The sequence below is a fragment of the Nocardia sp. NPDC088792 genome (assembly GCF_044750615.1).
GTDB lineage: Bacteria > Actinomycetota > Actinomycetes > Mycobacteriales > Mycobacteriaceae > Nocardia.
Genome location: NZ_JBIVKC010000006.1, coordinates 75,465 through 95,815 on the forward strand (window position 1 = coordinate 75,465; position 20,351 = coordinate 95,815).

Annotated in this window: 2 protein-coding genes (1 of these 2 only partly in view); both read left to right on the forward strand. The window is 70.0% G+C overall.

The window, feature by feature from the left end; all coding sequences use genetic code 11:
* Positions 1–61: 61 nt before the first annotated feature.
* Complete coding sequence (locus ACIP5Y_RS36725) at positions 62–13,672, forward strand: type I polyketide synthase (protein WP_400357029.1); 13,611 nt, start codon at positions 62–64, stop codon at positions 13,670–13,672.
* Positions 13,669–20,351: the 5' portion of an SDR family NAD(P)-dependent oxidoreductase gene (locus ACIP5Y_RS36730; protein ID WP_400357030.1), read on the forward strand. It continues 8,977 nt past the right edge of the window; 6,683 of the gene's 15,660 nt are visible here — the first part of the coding sequence; its start codon is at positions 13,669–13,671; its stop codon lies off the right edge, out of view. The genes ACIP5Y_RS36725 and ACIP5Y_RS36730 overlap by 4 nt, the downstream gene beginning before the upstream one ends.

Genomic DNA, 20,351 nt, shown 5'->3' on the forward strand with positions numbered 1-20,351 from the left:
CTGAGTCAGTTAGGGGCGGGTGGGGGCACGACATTCGTGCCAGGTGGAGGGAATTTCAGAGGTGACCGGATCGGCTTTCTCCGTCGCCATTGTCGGCATGTCCTGCAGAATGCCGGGCGCGGACGATCTCGACGGTTTCTGGCAGTTACTCAGGGCGGGGCGCGCCGAGATCGGCAACGCTCCCGCCGGACGGACCGGCATTACCGAACAGGCCGGATTCGTCGACACCGCAGGGCAGTTCGACGCCGGCTTCTTCGGCGTCTCGCCCAATGAGGCGCGGGCCATCGATCCGCAGCAACTGCTGGCACTGGAATTGAGCTGGGAGGCGCTCGAGGACGCGGGCCTGGCCGCCACCGCGCGCGAGGCCCGGCAATGCGGCGTGTTCCTCGGTTGCACCGGAAGCGATTTCGCCGAGATCCTGGCCTCCCGGGGCGGCCCGGGCGTCAGCCGGCACTCGCTGTGGGGTGTCGGCCGCGGCATCATCGCCAACCGCGTCTCGAACTACTTCGGCTTCAGCGGCCCGAGCATCCTGGTCGACAGCGCCCAGGCCTCCTCGCTGGTCGCGGTGCACCTGGCCTGCGAGAGCCTGCGCAGCGGCGAGAGCGACATCGCGCTGGCCGGTGGCCTGAACCTGATTCTGTCACCGACCAGCAGCGAGCGGATCGAACAGTTCGGCGCGCGTTCGGCACTCGGCGGTTGCTACACCTTCGACGCGCGAGCCGACGGCTTCGTGCGCGGCGAGGGCGGCGGCATCGTGGTGCTGAAACCCCTCGACCAAGCCATCGCCGACGGCGACCGGATCCATGCCGTGATCCGCGGCAGCGCGGTCAACACCGGCAACGAGCGCCGGGTACTGAGCGCCCCGAGCCCGGCCGCGCAGGCGGCGGCCATCCGCACCGCGCTGACCGCGGCGGGCGTCGAAGCGAGCTCGGTGCAGTATGTCGAATTGCACGGCACCGGAACCCCCGCCGGCGATCCGGTGGAGGCCGCCGCGCTCGGCGAAACCTACGGTGTGCAACGGGATACGCCGCTGGCCGTCGGCTCGGTCAAGACGAATATCGGCCACCTGGAAGGCGCCTCCGGCATTGCCGGTCTCATCAAAACCGTCCTCGGCCTGAGTCGCCGGGAACTGGTGGCCAGCCTCAACTTCGAAACACCCAACCCTCGAATCCCACTCACGGACTTGGGCTTACGGGTGGTGACCGGCACCGAGAACTGGCCCCCGGCCGACGTGCGCCGAGCAGGCGTGTCGTCCTTCGGCATGGGCGGAACGAACGCCCACGTGATCGTGGAAGAGGCGCCCGCCCTCGCACCCACCGCGGATAGTGAGGCCCCGGGCACGGCCGCCGCGGTGCCATGGGTGGTATCTGCGCGCAGCGAGAGCGGGGTGCGCGCGCAGGCGGCGCGCCTGCGCGAGTGGCTGCTCGGCCATCCGGAGCAGGAGCCGGCCGATGTGGCGTACTCGCTGCTGGCGACGCGGGCCCGGATGGAGTGGCGGGGCGCTGTTGTCGGGCGGGATCGGGAGGAGCTGCTGGCCGGGCTGGCGGCGCTGGCCGATCCGGCCGGGCCCGCGGTCGCGATCGAGCCGGCTCTCGCACGGGCCGAGCAGCGGCGGATCGCGTTCGTCTTCCCCGGCCAGGGCGGCCAGTGGGAGGGAATGGCGCTCGGATTGCTGGATTCGAGCGCGGTGTTCGCGGAGTCGATCGCGGAATGTGAAGCGGCGCTGGCGCCCTACTTGGACTGGTCGCTGACGGCGGTGCTGCGCCGCGCGGCGGACGCGCCGCCGCTGGATCGCGTCGATGTGGTGCAGCCGGTGTTGTTCGCGGTCATGGTGTCGATGGCTCGGCTGTGGCGTGCGCAGGGCGTGGAACCGAGTGTCGTCGTCGGCCATTCGCAGGGCGAGGTGGCCGCGGCCGTGACCATCGGAGCGCTGTCCGTGGCGGACGGCGCTCGCATCATCGCGCTGCGGTCCCGGGCCGGGGCGGAGGTGCTCGCCGACAAGGGCGGTATGGCCGCGGTCGGGTTGTCCGCCGAGGCCGTGCGGGAACGGCTGGCGCCCTTCGGAGATCGTTTGTCGCTGGCCGCGATCAACAGCCCCGCGCAGACGGTGGTGTCCGGTGAGAGCGCGGCGCTGACGGAGTTCGTGGCCGCCTGTGCCGCGGACGGGGTGTGGGCGCGCCCGGTGCCCGCCACCTGGCCGGGACACTCGAAAGTGACCGAGCTGGTGCGTGATCGGCTGCTGACCGAGCTGGCGCCGGTGCGGCCGCGCTCGGCGCCGATTCCGTTCTTCTCCACCGTGACCGCCGACTTCGCCGATACCGCGACCCTGGACGCGCGGTACTGGTATCGCTCCCTGCGCGAGCCCGTGCGCTTCGCAGAAGCCGTCGCGGCCCTGATCGCGGACGGCATTACCGGATTCGTCGAGGTGGGCCCGCATCCGGTGCTTGCCATGGGCATCGGCGCCACCGCCGAAGCGGCCGGCATGGCCGAGCACATCGCCGTGGTCGGATCGTTGCGCCGTGGCGACGGCGGCCCGGCCCGATTCCTGGCCTCGCTCGCGCAAGCGCATTGCGCCGGTATCGAGGTGGATCCGCGGGCGCTGGTCGCAGGCGGCACGCGGGTCGACCTGCCGCCATACGCTTTCGAGCGCCAGAACTTCTGGACCGGCGTCACTGCCGCCGACTTCGCCCGTGCCACCGACATTGTCGCTGTAACCGAGGAACAGATCTCCGACGATCAGGTCTCCGGGCCCGGCGCATGGGACGACACCCCGTTGGCGCGCAAGCTGCTGATCACCCCCGAATATCAGCGCGACACAGTGGTTCTCGACCTCGTCCGCGAGCATGCCGCCGCGATCTTGGGCCACGAGTCTGCCCGCTCGATTCAGCCCGACCTGCCGTTCACCGAGTTCGGCTTCGACTCCGTCAGCGGGGTCGAACTACGGAACCGGCTGCTGCGGGCCACCGGTGTGCCGCTGCCGAATACACTCATCTTCGATCATCCGACCGCCGCTGCGATCGCGGCGGTGCTGCGCGCGCAGGTCGCGGGAACGGACCGCGGGCAGCGGCGGGTCTCGCGCCGCACCTCATCGGACGAACCGATCGCCATCGTCGGCATGAGCGCCCGATTCCCCGGCGGTGTGCAATCCGCCGCGGACCTGTGGGACCTGGTGGCCGCCGGCCGGGACGCGATCAGCGAATTCCCGACGGACCGCGGCTGGGATCTGGACAAGCTCTTCGACCCGGACCCGGATAAACCGGGGAAGGTCTACACCCGTCACGGCGGATTTCTCAGCAATGCGGGCGATTTCGACCCGGGCTTCTTCGGTATCAGCCCGCGCGAGGCGTCGGCGATGGATCCGCAGCAGCGCCTGCTGCTCGAAACCGCCTGGGAAGCCCTGGAAGACGCGGGCATCGACCCGATGTCCTTGCGGGGCAGCGATACCGGCGTTTTCGCCGGCGCCTGTTCGTCGGGATACTCCGGCCGGGTGACCGGTGATCTGGAGGGCTTCCGGCTGACCGGCACCTCGCACAGCGTCATCTCCGGCCGCGTCGCGTACGTGTTCGGCCTGGAAGGCCCCGCCGTGACGGTGGATACGGCGTGCTCGTCCTCGCTGGTGGCCTTGCATCTGGCGTGCCAGGCACTGCGCCAGGGTGACAGCTCGCTGGTCCTCGCCGGCGGTGTGTCCGTCGCGGCGAGTCCGGCGCTGTACGTGGACTTCTCCCGCCAGCGCGGCCTGTCACCGGACGGTCGTAGCAAGGCGTTCTCGGCCGCCGCCGACGGTGTGGCGTGGTCGGAGGGCTCGGGTGTGCTCGTGCTCGAACGGCTTTCGGACGCGCAGCGGCTCGGCCACAACATTCTGGCCGTCGTGCGTGGCAGCGCCGTGAACCAGGACGGCGCGAGCAATGGCCTGACCGCGCCGAACGGCCCGTCGCAGGAACGGGTGATCACGCAGGCCCTCGCCAATGCGGGGATCACCGCCGGTGACGTGGATGCCGTGGAGGCGCACGGAACCGGCACCGCCCTGGGCGATCCGATCGAGGCCCAGGCCTTGATCGCCGCTTACGGTCAGGGTCGCGGTGAGCGGTCGCCCTTGCGGATCGGGTCCCTGAAATCGAATATCGGCCACGCCGTGGCCGCCGCCGGTGTCGCCGGCGTGATCAAGATGGTGCAGGCGCTGCGGCACGAGCGACTGCCGCGCACGCTGCACGCCGAAATGCCGACGCCGCATGTGGATTGGTCCGCGGGCGCGGTGCGTCTGCTGACCGAGCCCGAAGAGTGGATCGCGGGCGAGCGAGTGCGCCGCGCCGGTGTGTCGTCGTTCGGGATCAGCGGCACCAATGCGCACGTGATCCTCGAGGAAGCACCGGCCGAACCGGTGGCGGCGACCGAGCCGCGCGCGGATATCACCGTGCCGGTCACCCCATTGCTGCTGTCGGGCAAGGGCGAAGCAGGCCTGCGCGCGCAGGCCGCCCGACTGCACAGCTGGTTGTCGGACCGGCCCGAGATCGACCTCGCGGAGGCGGCCGGCGCGCTGGCGACCTCGCGGGCACAGCTGGATACGCGCGGTGTGATCCTCGGCCGCGACCGCGACGAGCTGCTCGAGCGGCTGGCGAGTCTCGCCGAATCGGGCACCGGCACCGGCGTCATCACCGGCTCTACCGGTGCCGGGACGACGGCCTTCCTGTTCACCGGCCAAGGCGCGCAGCGGATCGGCATGGGCGCCGGGTTGTACGAGGCGTTCCCCGTATTCGCCGACGCCCTGGATGCGGTGTGCGACACGTTCGATCCGCTGTTGGACTGCTCGCTTCGGCAGCTCATGTTCACCGGCGGAGATTCCGATGCCCCGGTGCTGGATCGGACCGAGTTCACCCAACCGGCCCTGTTCGCCTTCGAGGTGGCGCTCTACCGCCTGCTGGAATCCTTCGGCGTCACACCGGACGTGCTGATCGGTCATTCGATCGGCGAAGTCACGGCCGCTCACCTCGCGGGCCTCTGGTCACTCGAGGATGCCTGCCGTCTGGTGGCGGCGCGCGGCCGGCTCATGGGCGCCTTGCCCGAGGGCGGCGCAATGCTTGCCATCGGAGCCTCGGGAACCGATGTGCTCGAGGTGGTGGCCGCCTATTCCGGCCGGGTGTCGGTTGCCGCGGTGAACGCCTCTGAAGCCCTGGTGATTTCGGGTGACGAGGACGCGGTCGCCGAGCTCGAGGCGCACTTCGCCGAGCGTGGCCGGAAGACCTCGCGGCTGCGGGTGAGTCATGCCTTCCACTCGCATCGGATGGAGCCGATGCTGGCCGAATTCGATGCTGTCGCACAGGACTTGATGTACAACCGGCTCAGCATCCCGGTGGTATCGAACGTTTCCGGCGAACTCGCCGGAGACGAAATACTCGAACCCGCCTACTGGGTCCGCCAGGTTCGGGCCGCGGTGCGATTCGCGCCGGGCCTCGAAACGCTCGCCGCCTCGGGCGTGCGCCGATTCCTGGAGGTCGGGCCGGATGCGGTGCTGGCGGCCATGACTCGCCAGACCCTGCCGCAGGACCTCGAATCACAGACGCTGGTGGCCGCGGCCGCGCGCCGGGATCACGATGAGCCCCAGCAGTTCCTGACGATGCTGGCGCAGGCCCATACGGCCGGGGTGCGCGTCGATTGGACGCCGCTGCTCCGCCACCCATCGGTGCGAGTTCCCTTGCCCACGTACGCCTTCCAGCACCAGCGCTTCTGGCTACCGCCGCGCCCCGAAGCCACGGGCGACGCGCTCGGTCACCCCCTGCTGACCGGCGTGGTGCCGGTGGCCGGTAAGGACGAGTTCGTCTTCACCGGCCGGTTCTCGCTGCCGACCGACCCGTGGGTCGCCGACCACATGACCTACGGCACCGTGGTGCTGCCGAGCGCGACCCTCATCGAGTTCCTGCTCGTCGCGGGCGGCCGAATCGGTTGCGGCGTAGTCGAGGAGCTGACCCTCGAAGCGCCGATCCTGCCGTCCGCGGACGATGAGGTCGAACTCCAGGTATCGGTACAGGAGCCCGACGAAACCGGACGGCGTCTGTTCAGCTTCTACTTCCGCAAGACGGCTGAGGCGGGCGCCTGGGTCCGCAATGCCAGCGGCGTCCTGGCCCCGGCCTGGGACGGCAACGACACGCTGCTGGACCGGCTGCGGGCCGAGGAATGGCCCCCGGCCGACGCCGAAACCCTCGACCCCGCATGGATTCCCGAGCGGATCGCGAAGGGCTCCGGACTCGAATACGGACCGGCCTTCCTCGGCGTCGACGCCGCCTGGCAGCGCGGTGACACCGTCTTCTCCGAGCTCACCTTGGACACCGCGGCCGCCCCCGCGCCCGAGCGATTCGACCTGCATCCCGCCCTGCTCGACCTGGTCATGCACGCCGGATTGGCGGGCCTCGTCTGGCACGAGCAGGACAGCGATACCGACACCGGCCGATTGCTGTTCCGCTGGGGCGGAGCGCGACTACATCAGCCGCTGGTCAAGGCAACCACCCTGCGGGTCATTGCCGTGGCGAGCGGCTCCGAGACGGTCTCCGTTGCGGCCGTGGATGCTTCGGGACGGCCCGTGATCTCCGTCGACGCGGTCGTCATGCGGCCCTACGACGTGAAACAGATGCGCGCCACGCTGGCGGGAGATGCCGCCGGCCTCTATGAGGTCCATTGGACGCCGCAGGCGATGGCACCGGTCCCCGGTGTGGGTCGGATGGCCATCCTCGGTTCGGCGCCGATCGCCGGAATCGACACCTTCGCTTCGACTCCGGCGGAACTCGCAGCGGCAGAGGCGGTCCCGGATGTCGTGATCTGGCGTCCGGACCTCGATGCCGATGATCCGGCGGGCGTTCGTGCCCATCTCGACACCTTTTTGGCGACGATCCAGGCCTGGTTGGCGGAAGACCGGTTGGCCGACACTCGACTTGTCGTGGTGACGGCCAACGGTGCCGGATTGCCGGGCGAGGCACCGGATCTCGCCGCGGCAGCGGTCTGGGGCCTGGTGCGCAGCGCCCAATCCGAATACCCGGGCCGCTTCGTTCTCCTGGACGCCGACCTGTCGGCTGCCCTGCCCATGGATCACCCGACGCTGGTGGGCGCGGTGATCACGACAGGCGAATCACAGGTCGCGCTGCGTGACGGGGCATTGCTCGTGCCGAGACTGGCCAAGGCGCGAATCGAGCATGAGGCCGCGCCGGACAAGCCATTCGGTACCGGCACCGTACTGATCACCGGCGGCACCGGCGGCCTGGGCGCTCTCGTGGCCCGGCATCTGGTCTCCGAACATGGGGTCCGCAGTCTGCTGCTGGTATCCCGGCGCGGCGACACCGCCGACGGCGCTACGGAACTGGCGGCGGAGCTCTCGGAAGCCGGTGCCGCGGTTCGTGTGGCTTCCTGCGATGTGAGTGATCGAGCAGCGCTTTGCGCCTTGCTGGATTCGATCGCGGCCGATCATCCGCTGACCGGCGTGGTGCACGCGGCCGGTGTGCTCGATGACGGCACCCTGGCCGGTCTGACCCCCGCGCAACTACAGCGCGTGTTCGACGCCAAGGCCACGGCCGCATGGCATCTGCACGAGCTCACGCGCGATCGTGACCTGTCGGCCTTCGTCCTGTTCTCCTCCGTCGCGGCAACGATCGGCACGGCGGGACAAGCCAACTACGCGGCCGCCAACGCCTTCCTGGACGCGCTGGCGCACCGCCGCCGCGCCGCCGGGCTGGCCTCGGTATCGCTGGCCTGGGGGCCGTGGAATGCCGCCGCCGGTATGACCGGCGGCTTAGACCGCAGCGCCGTGGCCCGGTGGGAAAGGCTCGGCCTGCACCCGCTCGGCAACGACGAGGGTCTCCGGCTGTTCGACACCGCCACCGCCGAGGTCGGCGCGCACGTGCTGGCCATGGGTTTCGACGCGGCGGCCCTGCGGCGCGAATCGCGCGACGGTGCGGTGCCCGCGGTGCTCCGGGGGTTCGTGCCGCGCACCGCGGAACGCCCTGTGGCCGCGCCGAGTTCGCTCGGCACCCGGCTCAGCGGGGTACCGGAGGCCGCACGCGCCGAGATGGTCCTCGATCTGGTCCGCGAACATGCGGCGGCGGTGCTGGGTCACGGCTCCGCGGAGGACATCAGCCCCGAAGTGCGCTTCGACGCACTGGGTTTCGACTCGCTCGGCGGCGTCGAATTCCGCAATCGCTTGGCGAAGGCGACCGGCGTCCAGCTGCCGTCCACGCTGGTGTTCGATCACCCGACCGCCGCGGCGGTCGCCACGCTCCTGCGCGCGAAGATCGACGGCACGAGTACCGGCGCCAAGCCGGCCCGGCAGTCGCGCCGCGTCCGTGCGGACGAGCCCATCGCGATCGTCGGCATGAGTTGCCGATTCCCCGGCGGTGTCCGGACTCCGGAGCAACTCTGGGATCTGGTGCGGTCGGGTATCGATGCCACCACCGCCTTCCCGGATGATCGCGGCTGGGATCTGGCACGCCTGATAGACCAGGACCCGGACAAGCCCGGGACCGTCTACAGCCGCGGCGGCGGATTCCTCGACGACGCCGCGGATTTCGATGCCGGATTCTTCGGCATCAGTCCCCGCGAAGCCCTGGCGATGGATCCTCAGCAGCGCCTGCTGCTGGAGGCCTCGTGGGAGGCGCTGGAGGAATCCGGCATCGATCCGATCACCTTGCGGGGCAGCGATACCGGCGTGTTCGCGGGCGCGTGCGCCTCGGGGTATGTCGATCGGGTCACCGGCGATCTGGAGGGCTTCCGGCTGACCGGCACCACCCATAGCGTCGTCTCCGGCCGCGTGGCCTACGTCTTCGGTCTCGAGGGACCGGCGGTCACGATCGATACCGCCTGTTCGTCGTCGCTGGTGGCCATGCACCTTGCGTGTCAGGCCCTGCGCCAGGGCGAAACGTCGCTGGCCGTGGCCGGTGGCGTCACCGTCGCGGCAACTCCTTACCTCTCCGTGGACTTCGCGCGTCAGCGTGGTCTGTCGCCGGACGGCCGTTGTAAGTCGTTCTCCGCCACCGCCGATGGTGTGGCCTTCGCCGAGGGCGTGGGCGTGCTGATCCTGGAGCGGTTGTCGGATGCGCAACGGCTGGGCCACGACATCCTGGCCGTGGTGCGGGGCAGCGCGGTGAACCAGGACGGCGCGAGCAATGGCCTGACCGCGCCGAACGGCCCGTCGCAGGAGCGCGTGATCGCGCAGGCCCTCGCGAATGCCGGCCTCACGCCCGCCGACGTGGACGCGGTGGAGGCGCACGGCACCGGTACGCCGCTCGGCGATCCCATCGAAGCCAATGCCTTGATCGCCGCCTACGGGCAGGATCGCGGGGATCGGGAGCCGCTGCGCATCGGATCGATCAAATCGAATATCGGTCACACGGTCGCGGCCGCCGGTGTCGGTGGCGTGATCAAGATGGTGCAGGCGCTGCGGCACGAGACCTTGCCGCCGACCCTGCACGCGGAATCGCCTTCCCCGCATGTGGATTGGTCCGCGGGCGCGGTGCGCCTGCTGACCGGGCCCGAGCCCTGGCAGCCGGGTCGGACGGTGCGCCGGGCCGGTGTCTCCTCGTTCGGCGTCAGCGGCACCAATGCCCACCTGATCCTCGAGGAAGCGCCCGCCGCGCAGCCGGTCCCCGCGCGGCCGGTCAGCGGTCAGCCGCATCCCATCGCGCCCTGGCTGGTATCGGCCAAGAGCGAGACCGCGCTCCGGGCGCAGGCGGCGAAGCTGCACGAGTGGCTGACCGGCAACCCCGGAGCCGATCCGGTGGACGTGGCGTACTCGCTGATCACCACGCGCGCGCAGCACGAGTGGCGGGCAGCGGTACTCGGCGCCGATCGTGACGAACTGCTGGCACAGCTGGCGAAGCTGGCCGCCGGATCCGGCTCGGCCGGAGTGGTTTCCGGCACGGCGGGCTCCGGGAAGACCGCCTTCCTGTTCACCGGTCAGGGCGCGCAGCGCGCCGGTATGGGCGCCGGCCTCGCCGCGGCGTTCCCGGTCTTCGCCGCGGCCCTGGACGAGGTGTGCGCCGGATTCGATCCATTGCTCGAATGTTCCTTGAAACAAGCGATGTTCACGGGGCAGCTGCTGGATCGGACACGCCTGACCCAGCCCGCCTTGTTCGCCTTCGAAGTGGCGCTGTATCGCCTGCTGGAATCGTTCGGACTCGCCCCGGATCTGGTGATCGGGCACTCGGTCGGTGAGCTGGCGGCGGCGTATGTCGCCGGTGTCTGGTCGCTGGCGGACGCTTGCCGGTTGGTCGCGGCGCGCGGCCTGCTGATGGATGCGCTCCCGGCGGGCGGCGCAATGCTCGCGGTCGCCGCGTCCGAGACCGAAATCGGCTCGGCGATAGCCGGATTCGACGATCGGGTGTCGCTGGCGGCGGTGAACGCGCCGGGAGCCGTGGTGATCTCCGGTGCTGAGGACGCCATCGACGAGATCGATCGGCAATTCACCGCTCAGGGCCGCAAGACGAATCGCCTGCGGGTTTCGCACGCCTTCCATTCGGCGCGTATGGAACCGATGCTGGCAGAATTCGAGACCCTCGCGGCGGCGGTGATCTACAACGCCCCGCGAATTCCCTTGGTATCGAACATCTCCGGCCGGATAGCCGGTGACGAGATCCTGCACCCGGGCTACTGGGCAGCGCAGGTGCGGGCCGCGGTGCGTTTCGCACCGGGTATCGAAACACTGGTCGCTTCGGGCGTGCGCAGGTTCCTCGAAATCGGACCCGACGCGGTGCTGGCGGCGCTGACGCGGCTCACGCTACCGGCGGAGATCGAGACCCGAGCGATGGTCGCCGCGGCGGCCCGCCGCGACCACGACGAGGTCGGGCAATTCCTGACAGTGCTGAGCCAGGCGCACACCGCCGGGCTGCCCGTCGACTGGAATCCACTGTTCACCGCCCGCCCGGCGGCACGAATCGCCTTGCCCACCTATGCCTTCGAGCATCGTCGCTACTGGCTGGAACCCAGCGCCGAGGAGTCCCGGCACGCGGCGTCGGAGCATCCGATCCTCACCGATGTGGTGCGGGTGGCCGACCGCGACGAGTGGTTGTTCACCGGCCGGCTCGCGCTGCGCACCCATCCCTGGATCGCCGACCACGCCACCTACGGCGTCGTCCTCGTCCCGAGCGCCGCGCTCATGGACATGCTGCTGGTCGCGGGCCGCCGGATCGGTTGCAGCGCGGTGGACGAACTCATCCTCGAGACGCCGATCCTGCCGCCGGCGGTCGGTGAGGTCGAACTCCAGGTCCTGGTGCACGAACCGGATTCCGCGGGACGCCGTTCGTTCACCTTCCACTATCGCCTGGCGGGTGACGCCGCCGACGGCGAATGGACCCGCAATGCCAGTGGCGTGCTGAGCGGCCGGCAGTTGATCGATATCGGCCTGGTGGACATGCTCCGCACCGCGCCGTGGCCGCCCGTCGACGCCGAACCGGTGGATACCGACTGGATTCCGGCGCAGATCGCCCGCGCCGCCGGACTGGAGTACGGGCCGTCGTTCCTGGGCATCGACGCCGCCTGGCGCAGCGGTGACACGGTCTTCTCCGAGGTCACCCTGAACCCGGACGTCCCGGCCGGACGGTTCCAGCTGCATCCGGGCCTGTTCGACCTGGTGATGCACGCCGGTATCGCCTGTCTGATCTGGCCGGATCATCAGGGCGATCCCGCCGAGGGCAAGCTCATGTTCCGGTGGGGCGGAACGCAATTCCACACCACCGCGGCAGTCACCACCCTGCGGGTGATGGCCATCCAGCGCAGTCCCGAGTCGATCACCGTCGTGGCCGTCGATCCGGCCGGAACCCCCGTGCTGACCATTGACGAAGCGGCCATGCGCTCCTACGACGTCCAGCAGTTCCGCGCCACCTTGCCCGGTGGCCGGGCGAGGCGATACGGAATGCGCTGGGCGGCGGTCGAGACGCCGGATCGCACTTCCGTGTCGACCGTCCAGGACTACGAGGTCTGGTCCGAAACGGCTGCACTGCAGGATAGTTCGCGGCAGACAGCCGGTGATCGCGTACATGCCGCCTTGCGTGCGGTGCGAGACCGCTTGGCCGACGAGCGATTCGCACGGTCGCAGCTGGTGGTGCGGACCAGCCGTGCGGTGGCCCTGCCCGATGAGACGCCCGACCCCGCATCGGCCGCGGTCTGGGGGCTGATACGCAGCGCTCAGACCGAATATCCGGGACGGATCGTGCTGCTCGATGCCGACGAATCCGCTGGCGCACAGGAGATTTCGCCGGATCTGATCCGGGCCGCGATCGCCACCGGAGAGCCACAGGTGGCGCTGCGCGGCGACCGCATCCTGGTACCACGGCTGGAGACGTCGACTTCGGCCGTGGCCGAGCCGGTCTCGTTCGGGTCGGGCACCGTGCTGATCACCGGCGGCACCGGGGGCTTGGGTGCGTTGCTGGCCCGGCATTTGGTCGCCGCACACGAGGTGCGGCGACTGCTGCTGGTGTCCCGCCGTGGCGAGCAGGCCGACGGCGCCGCGGAACTCGCCACGGAACTGGCCGAGTCCGGTGCCGAGGTGCGCATCGCCGCCTGCGATGTCACCGACCGCAATGCGCTGCGCGAGTTGCTGGATACCCTGCCCGCCGAGTACCCGCTCACGGGTGTGGTCCACACCGCGGGCGTGCTCGATGACGGCACCTTCCACGCGCTCACCGCGGACCAGGTCGATCGAGTGTTCGCGCCCAAGGCCGAGGCGGCCTGGCACCTGCACGAGCTCACCCGGGACCTGAAACTGTCGGCCTTCGTACTGTTCTCGTCCATAGCCGGCATGATCGGCTCGGCCGGACAGGCGAATTACGCTGCCGCGAACAGCTTCCTGGACGCCCTCGCGCTGCACCGCCGCGCCGCGGGGCTGCCGGCGCTGTCTCTCGCCTGGGGTCCGTGGCAGCAGGACATCGGCATGACGGGTGCGCTGGATCGCACGGCCCTGGCCCGATTGGACCGGCTGGGCCTCGCTCCGCTGGACCGCGCCGACGGCCTGCGCCTGTTCGACGAAGCGCTGACCGCGGCCGAGCCGGTGACCGCGCTCTTGCGGTTGGACACCGACAAACTGCGGCTGGAAGCGCATACCGGCCCGATCCCGGCGGTACTGCACGGCTTCGTGCGCGGCCGCGGCCGCTCGGCCCCGGCGCCGCGGGAGGAACTGTCGCTCGCGGCACGGCTGGCCGGTGTCGCCGAGCCGAAGCGCCGCGGGGTCGTCCTGGACCTGGTCCGGGAGAACGTGGCGGCGGTACTGGGTTACGGGTCGGCCGACGATATCGGACCCGATCGCGGTTTCAGCCAGCTCGGCCTCGATTCCCTCGGCGGCGTCGAACTCCGCAACCGGTTGTCGAAGGCGAGCGGGCTGTCGCTGCCGTCGACCCTGGTGTTCGACTACCCGACCGCGGGTGACGCTGCCGACTACCTGCTGACGCACATCGTGGTGACCGCACCCGCACATCCGGTGCCGGCCGCGGCGCCCGGTGACATGGCACAGCTCGAGGCCCTGCTCGAGCGCATCATCGCCAGCGGTGGCGATAACGACGAGACCGTGGCCGGATTGCGGGGCGTCAATGAGCGCCTGCGCGCCCACCTGGCCGGCAAGTGGTCGGACGGCGAGTTCGATGATCTCGAATTCCGTTCCGACAGCGAGCTTTTGGATTTGATCGACGAGGAGTTCGGCCCAGCATGACGAATCCCGGCACCAGCAATGAAGAACGACTGAGCCGGTACCTGCGGAAGCTCACCGGAGACCTGCGCGCCGCCAAGAAGCACATCCAGGACCTGGAAGACCGTGCGGGCGAACCGATCGCGATCGTCGGCATGAGCTGCCGCTTTCCGGGCGGCGTCGAAACTCCGGCACAGCTCTGGGAGTTGGTCGCGGCCGGCGGCGACGCCGTCGGCCCCCTGCCCACCGACCGCGGCTGGGACCTCGAGCGCCTGTTCGACGCCGATCCGGATACCCCGGGGACCATCTACACCCGAGAGGGCGGATTCCTGGATGCGGCCGGCGATTTCGATGCCGGGTTCTTCGGAATCGGTCCGCGCGCCGCCCTGGCCATGGATCCACAGCAGCGCCTGTTCCTGGAGGCGGCCTGGGAGGCTCTGGAGGACGCGGGCATCGATCCGGTGACGCTGCGCGGCAGCGACACCGGTGTGTACGCCGGCGTGATCCACCAGGAGTACGGCCCACGCCTGGGTTCGCCGGGCCTGACGGCCGAGGCGGAAGGCAATGCCTACCTGGGTGTTTCGGCCAGCATCGTCTCCGGCCGGACCGCCTTCACCTTCGGTTTCAAGGGTCCGGCGCTCTCGGTGGACACGGCCTGCTCGTCGTCGCTGGTCGCCCTGCACCTGGCCTGCCAGGCGCTGCGCCGGGGTGAGACGTCGCTGGCCCTGGTCGGCGGCGTCACCGTAATGTCCGATCCCACGCAGTTGCTGGCGTTCGCCCGGCAGCGTGGGCTGTCCCCGGATGCCCGGTGTAAGGCCTTCGCCGCCGCGGCGAACGGGACGGGCTTCTCCGACGGCCTCGGCATGCTCGCGGTCGAGCGGCTCTCGGATGCGCGCCGCCACGGCCACGAGGTGCTGGCGGTCATCCGCGGCAGCGCGATCAATCAGGACGGCGCCAGCAACCGGCTGACCGCGCCGAACGGTCCCTCGCAGGAGAAGGTGATCGCGCAGGCCCTGGCCGATGCCGGGCTGACGCCCGCCGATGTCGATGCGGTCGAGGCGCACGGCACCGGCACCACCCTCGGCGACCCGATCGAGGCGCAGGCCCTGATCGCCGCCTACGGCCGTGAGCGCACCGGCGACCCGCTGCGCATCGGTTCACTGAAGTCGAATATCGGCCACACCTCCGCCGCGGCGGGGGTCGGCGGCGTGATCAAGATGGTGCAGGCGATGCGCCACGAAATGCTGCCCGCCACACTGCATATCGATGCGCCGACCCCGCACGTGGACTGGTCGGCGGGCACGGTGCGACTGCTCACCGCGCCGGAACCGTGGCCCGCGGGGGAGCGGGTGCGCCGCGCCGGCGTGTCCTCGTTCGGCGCCAGCGGCACCAATGCCCATGTGATTCTGGAAGAGGCCCCCGCCCCGGTGGCGGACGCCGCCGAAACGACGGACGAGACAACCGATCATGTCCCACCGGCGGTGGTATCCAGCATCGCACCATGGCTGATCTCGGCGAAGACCGAGGACGGTCTGCGGGCGCAGGCGGCCAAACTGCGGCAGTGGGTCATAGAGCGCCCGGACCTGACGGTCGACGACATCGGCTACTCACTGCTGTCCACCCGCGCCCGGTTCGACTGGCGTGGCGCGGTGGTGGCCACTGATCGCGACACGATGATCGCCGGGCTGACGGAGCTCGCGGAACACGGCACGGCGAGCAGTACCGGCGGCGTGCTTGCCTCACAGGCCATGTCGCGCAAGACCGCCTTCCTGTGCACCGGGCAGGGCGCGCAGCGGACCGGGATGGGGCGTGAACTCTACGCAGCGTTCCCGGTATTCGCCGCCGCCTTGGACGAGGTGTGCCTGCAGTTCGATCCGCTCCTGGGCACGCCGCTGCAGCCGGTGATGTTCACCGACTCCGGTGTGCTGGATCGGACGGAATTCACCCAGCCCGCCCTGTTCGCCTACGAGGTCGCGCTGTACCGCCTCCTGGAATCGTTCGGTGTGACACCGGATTTCCTGATCGGGCATTCGATCGGCGAGCTGGCCGCCGCCTACCTGGCCGGAGTGTGGTCGCTGCCGGACGCCTGCCGGCTGGTCGCCGCACGCGGCCGCCTCATGGGCCGGCTCCCCGAAGGCGGCGCGATGCTGGCCATCGCGGCGAGCGAGCGCGAGGTGCTCGAGGTGCTCGCCGGTTATGCGGACCGGGCGTCCATCGCCGCGGTCAATTCTGCTGCCGCCGTGGTGATTTCCGGTGACGAGGAGGCCGTGGACGCGGTCGGCCGCTGGTTCGCCGACCGCGGCCGGAAGACCTCGCGGCTGCGGGTGTCGCATGCGTTCCATTCGCACCGCATGGAACCGATGTTGGACGAGTTCGCCGCCGTCGCAAGGGATGTCACCTACCATCGCCCGCAGCTTCCACTGGTATCGAATCTCTCCGGCCGCATCGCCGATGCGGAAGTACTGGAACCCGGCTACTGGGTGCGGCAGGTGCGGGCGGCCGTGCAGTTCGCCCGGGGCGTGGACACCCTGCTGGCCTCGGGCGTGCGCCGATTCCTGGAAATCGGCCCGGACGCGGTGCTGGCGGCCATGACCCGGCAGAGCCTGTCCGAAGACCTGGAATCCCAGTCGTCGGTGATCGCCGCCGCCCGGCGCGGGCGCGCCGAGGTCGAGCAGTTCGTGCACGGCCTGGCGCACGCGCACACGGCCGGCATCGAGGTCGACTGGCAGGCGTACTTCACCGGACGCCCGGTCGCGCGAGTATCGCTGCCCACCTATGCCTTCCAGCGTCGCCGCTACTGGCTGAACACCTCGACCGGCGTGGCCGGGGTCGAATCCGTGGGTCTGGGCGCGGTGGATCATCCGCTGCTCGGTGCGGTGGTGTCGGTGCCCGAGTCCGGTGACATGCTGCTGACCGGCCGCCTGTCGACGGCGACCCACCCCTGGCTGGCCGATCACGCGGTGGCCGGGTCGGTGTTGTTGCCGGGCACGGGGTTCGTGGAACTGGCCTTGCGCGCCGGTGCGGTGGCCGGCTGCCCGGTGATCGAGGAACTGACCCTGCAGGCGCCACTGCTGCTGCCCACCGCGGGTGGAGTGCAGATCCAGGTTGTCGTCGGCGGGCCCGGACCCGAGTTCGCGTCGCGGCCGATATCGATCTACTCCCGCGATGAGGACGCGGGCGACGACGAGTGGGTACTGAATGCCCGCGGCCTGCTGACCGCCCGAATCGACACCACCGCAGCCGAATCGGAGACGTGGCCCCCGCCCGCCGCCACCGGCATCGATATCACGACCGCGTACCCGACCCTGCTGGCACGCGGATACGACTACGGCCCGGCCTTCCAGGGCGTGCGCGCGCTCTGGCGACGCGGCGACGAGGTGTTCGCCGAGGTCGCCGCGGTCGCGGATACCGGGGTCGACAGCGACGGATTCGGCATCCATCCGGCCCTGCTGGACGCGGCCCTGCAATCGGGACTGCTGGCCGAGGTACTGGAAGGCCCCGCAACACAGCCGGATTCGGCGTTCGCGATAACAGCGGGACAGGTGGTATTGCCGTTCTCCTGGGAGTCGGTGTCCCTGCACGCTGCCGGAGCATCGGCACTACGCGTGCACCTGACCCCCACCGGATCGTCGGTATCGATCTCGGTCTCCGATGAACAGGGACAACCGGTCCTGTCCGGATCGGTGACGAGCCGGCCGATCCCACTGGCGCAACTCGCCGCGGCTGCGGGCCGCGTGGCCGATCCGGTCCTCGAATTGGTGTGGTCACCAATGGAATCCGGGCCTGCGGCCGCAGCCGAGAGTGCGGTGGACGTCCTCGAAGCCGGATCCGGATGGCACGAAACCACCGGCGCCGACGTGGTGACCGGTACCCACGCCGAGGTCGCACGGATCCTCGAGGCATTGCAGGCGTGGCTGTCCCAGGACGGGCTCGCCTCGCACACCTTGCTGATCGCCACCCGCGGCGCGGTCGCGTTGCCAGGCGAAGACCTCACCGACCTCGCCGGTGCCGCCGTGTGGGGCCTGGTGCGTTCCGCACAGTCGGAGGATCCGGGCCGAATCGTCCTGGTGGACGCGGATACCGGGATCGACGAACAACTCGCGGCCACGGTCCTGGCCGTGGCCGAACCCCAGGTGGTCGTGCGCGACGGCGTAATCCACACCGCCCGGCTCACCCGGCCCGCGCCCGCGGCGTCTCCCGGTTCGGGCGACGAGGCTGCCGCCTTCGGCACGGGCACGGTGCTGATCACCGGCGGTACGGGCGGTTTGGGTGCGGTGGTGGCCCGGCATGTGGTGTCCGCGCATGGTGTGCGGTCGCTGCTGCTGGTGAGCCGCAGCGGTTCCCGCGCCGAGGGCGTGGCGGAACTCCGCGCCGAGCTCGAAGCAGCGGGCGCACAGGTGCGAGTGGTGGCCGCCGATGTCGGCGATCCGGATGCCGTGGCCTGGCTGCTCGCCGAAGTGCCTGCGCAATGGCCGTTGTCGGCCGTCATCCATGCCGCGGGCGTGCTCGACGACGGGATCATCGCGTCATTGACCCCGCAACGGATCGATGCGGTCTTAGCGCCGAAGGCGGACGCCGCCTGGCATCTGCACCGGGCGACCGCCGGCCTGAATCTGACTGCGTTCGTGACATTCTCGTCGGTGTCGGGCACCGTCGGCGGCCCCGGACAGGCCAATTACGCGGCCGCGAACACCTTCCTCGACGGGCTCGTCGCACATCGGCGAGCCCACGGGCTGGCCGGTCAATCGCTGGCCTGGGGTCCGTGGGCCCGCTCCGGCGGCATGGCCGGACAGCTGGGCGAGGCCGACCTGGCCCGGTTGAGCCGCGGCGGATTCGCCGCCATGCCGGACGCGCAGGCCCTCGCCGGCTGGGATGCGGTCCTCGAAACGAGTGCGGCCTGCGCGGTGATCGCCGACGTGGACACCGCCGCACTCCGCGCCCAGGCCGAGGCCGGGCTGTTGCCACCGCTGCTGCGAGCATTGGCGCCCGCGGTGACCCGGCGTCCCGCGCCGACCTCGGCCGTACGGTCGGGTCTGCAGCAACGGCTGGCCGGTCTGGATGCCGATCGGCGGCCGCAGGCGGTCCTGGATACCGTGCGCACCACCATCGCGGCCGTGCTCGGCGACGAGAATGCGGCCGCAATCGATCCCGATCGCACCTTCCAGGACCTGGGCTTCGATTCGCTCAGTGCGGTCGAGCTGCGCAATCGGCTCAAAACCCTGACCGGCCTGTCACTCTCGGCCGCCGTGGTCTTCGACTACCCGACCCCGCAGGCACTGGCCACCTACTTGGCCGGTGAACTCACCGGTACCGGGCAGGACATCGCGGTCACTGCCGCCAAGGCCGGCGCGGACGAACCGATCGCGATTGTCGGCATGGCCTGCCGGTACCCCGGTGGCGTCGCGTCCCCAGAGGATCTCTGGAATCTGGTAGTGGATGGGACGGACGCGACGTCCGAGTTCCCCGTCAATCGAGGATGGGATACCGAGCGGCTCTACGACCGCACCGGTGAAAGACCGCACACCACCTACACGCGTGAGGGTGGATTCCTGCACTCGGCAGGCGAATTCGATCCCGCGTTCTTCGGTATCAGCCCCAATGAGGCCGCATTGATGGATCCGCAGCAGTTCCTGCTGCTGGAAACCTCATGGGAGGCCCTGGAGCGGGCCGGCGTCGATCCCGCCGTGCTGCGCGGCAGCGCGACCGGAGTCTTCACCGGCATGATGTACCACGACTATCCGGTGAACTCGAACGCGGGATCCATTGCCTCCGGCCGTGTTTCGTATGTATTCGGTCTGGAGGGGCCGTCGGTCACCGTGGATACGGCGTGCTCGTCGTCCTTGGTGGCCATGCATCTGGCCGCGCAGTCGCTGCGATCGGGGGAGTGCGAGCTCGCCCTGGCCGGTGGTGTCGCGGTGATGGCCACCCCGGAGACCTTCGTGGAGTTCAGCCGGCAGCGGGGCCTGTCACCGGACGGCCGGTGTAAGTCCTTCTCCGATACGGCCGATGGCGTCGGCTGGTCCGAAGGCGCCGGTGTCGTCGTGCTGGAGCGGCTGTCCGACGCGCAGCGCAACGGTCATCGGATTCTGGCGGTGGTGGCCGGTTCGGCGGTCAATCAGGATGGCGCGTCGAACGGTTTGACCGCACCCAACGGTCCGTCGCAGCGGCGGGTGATCCGGCAGGCACTGGCCAATGCCGGAGTGCCCGCGGTCGAGGTCGACGTGGTCGAAGCCCACGGCACCGGCACGACGCTGGGTGATCCGATCGAAGCGCAAGCGCTGCTCGCCACGTACGGGCAGGACCGGGATGCGGACCGTCCGCTGTGGCTGGGGTCGCTGAAGTCGAATATCGGTCACTCCCAGGCTGCTGCTGGTGTGGGTGGCGTGATCAAGATGGTCATGGCCATGCGCCACGGTGTGCTGCCGAGGACGCTGCACGTGGATCAGCCCAGCACCAAGGTTGATTGGTCCGAAGGCCACGTGCGGTTGCTGACCGAGCCGGTGCCGTGGCCGGAGGCGGATCGTCCGCGTCGTGCGGGTGTGTCTTCGTTCGGCATCAGCGGCACCAACGCTCACCTGATCATCGAACAAGCGCCCGTATCCGGACCCGCGACCGAGTCGCTGCCGGCCGAGACCGGCCCCGCGCTATTGCCATGGGTGGTCTCGGCGCGGAGTAGCGAGGCTCTTGCGAGCCAGGCCGCACG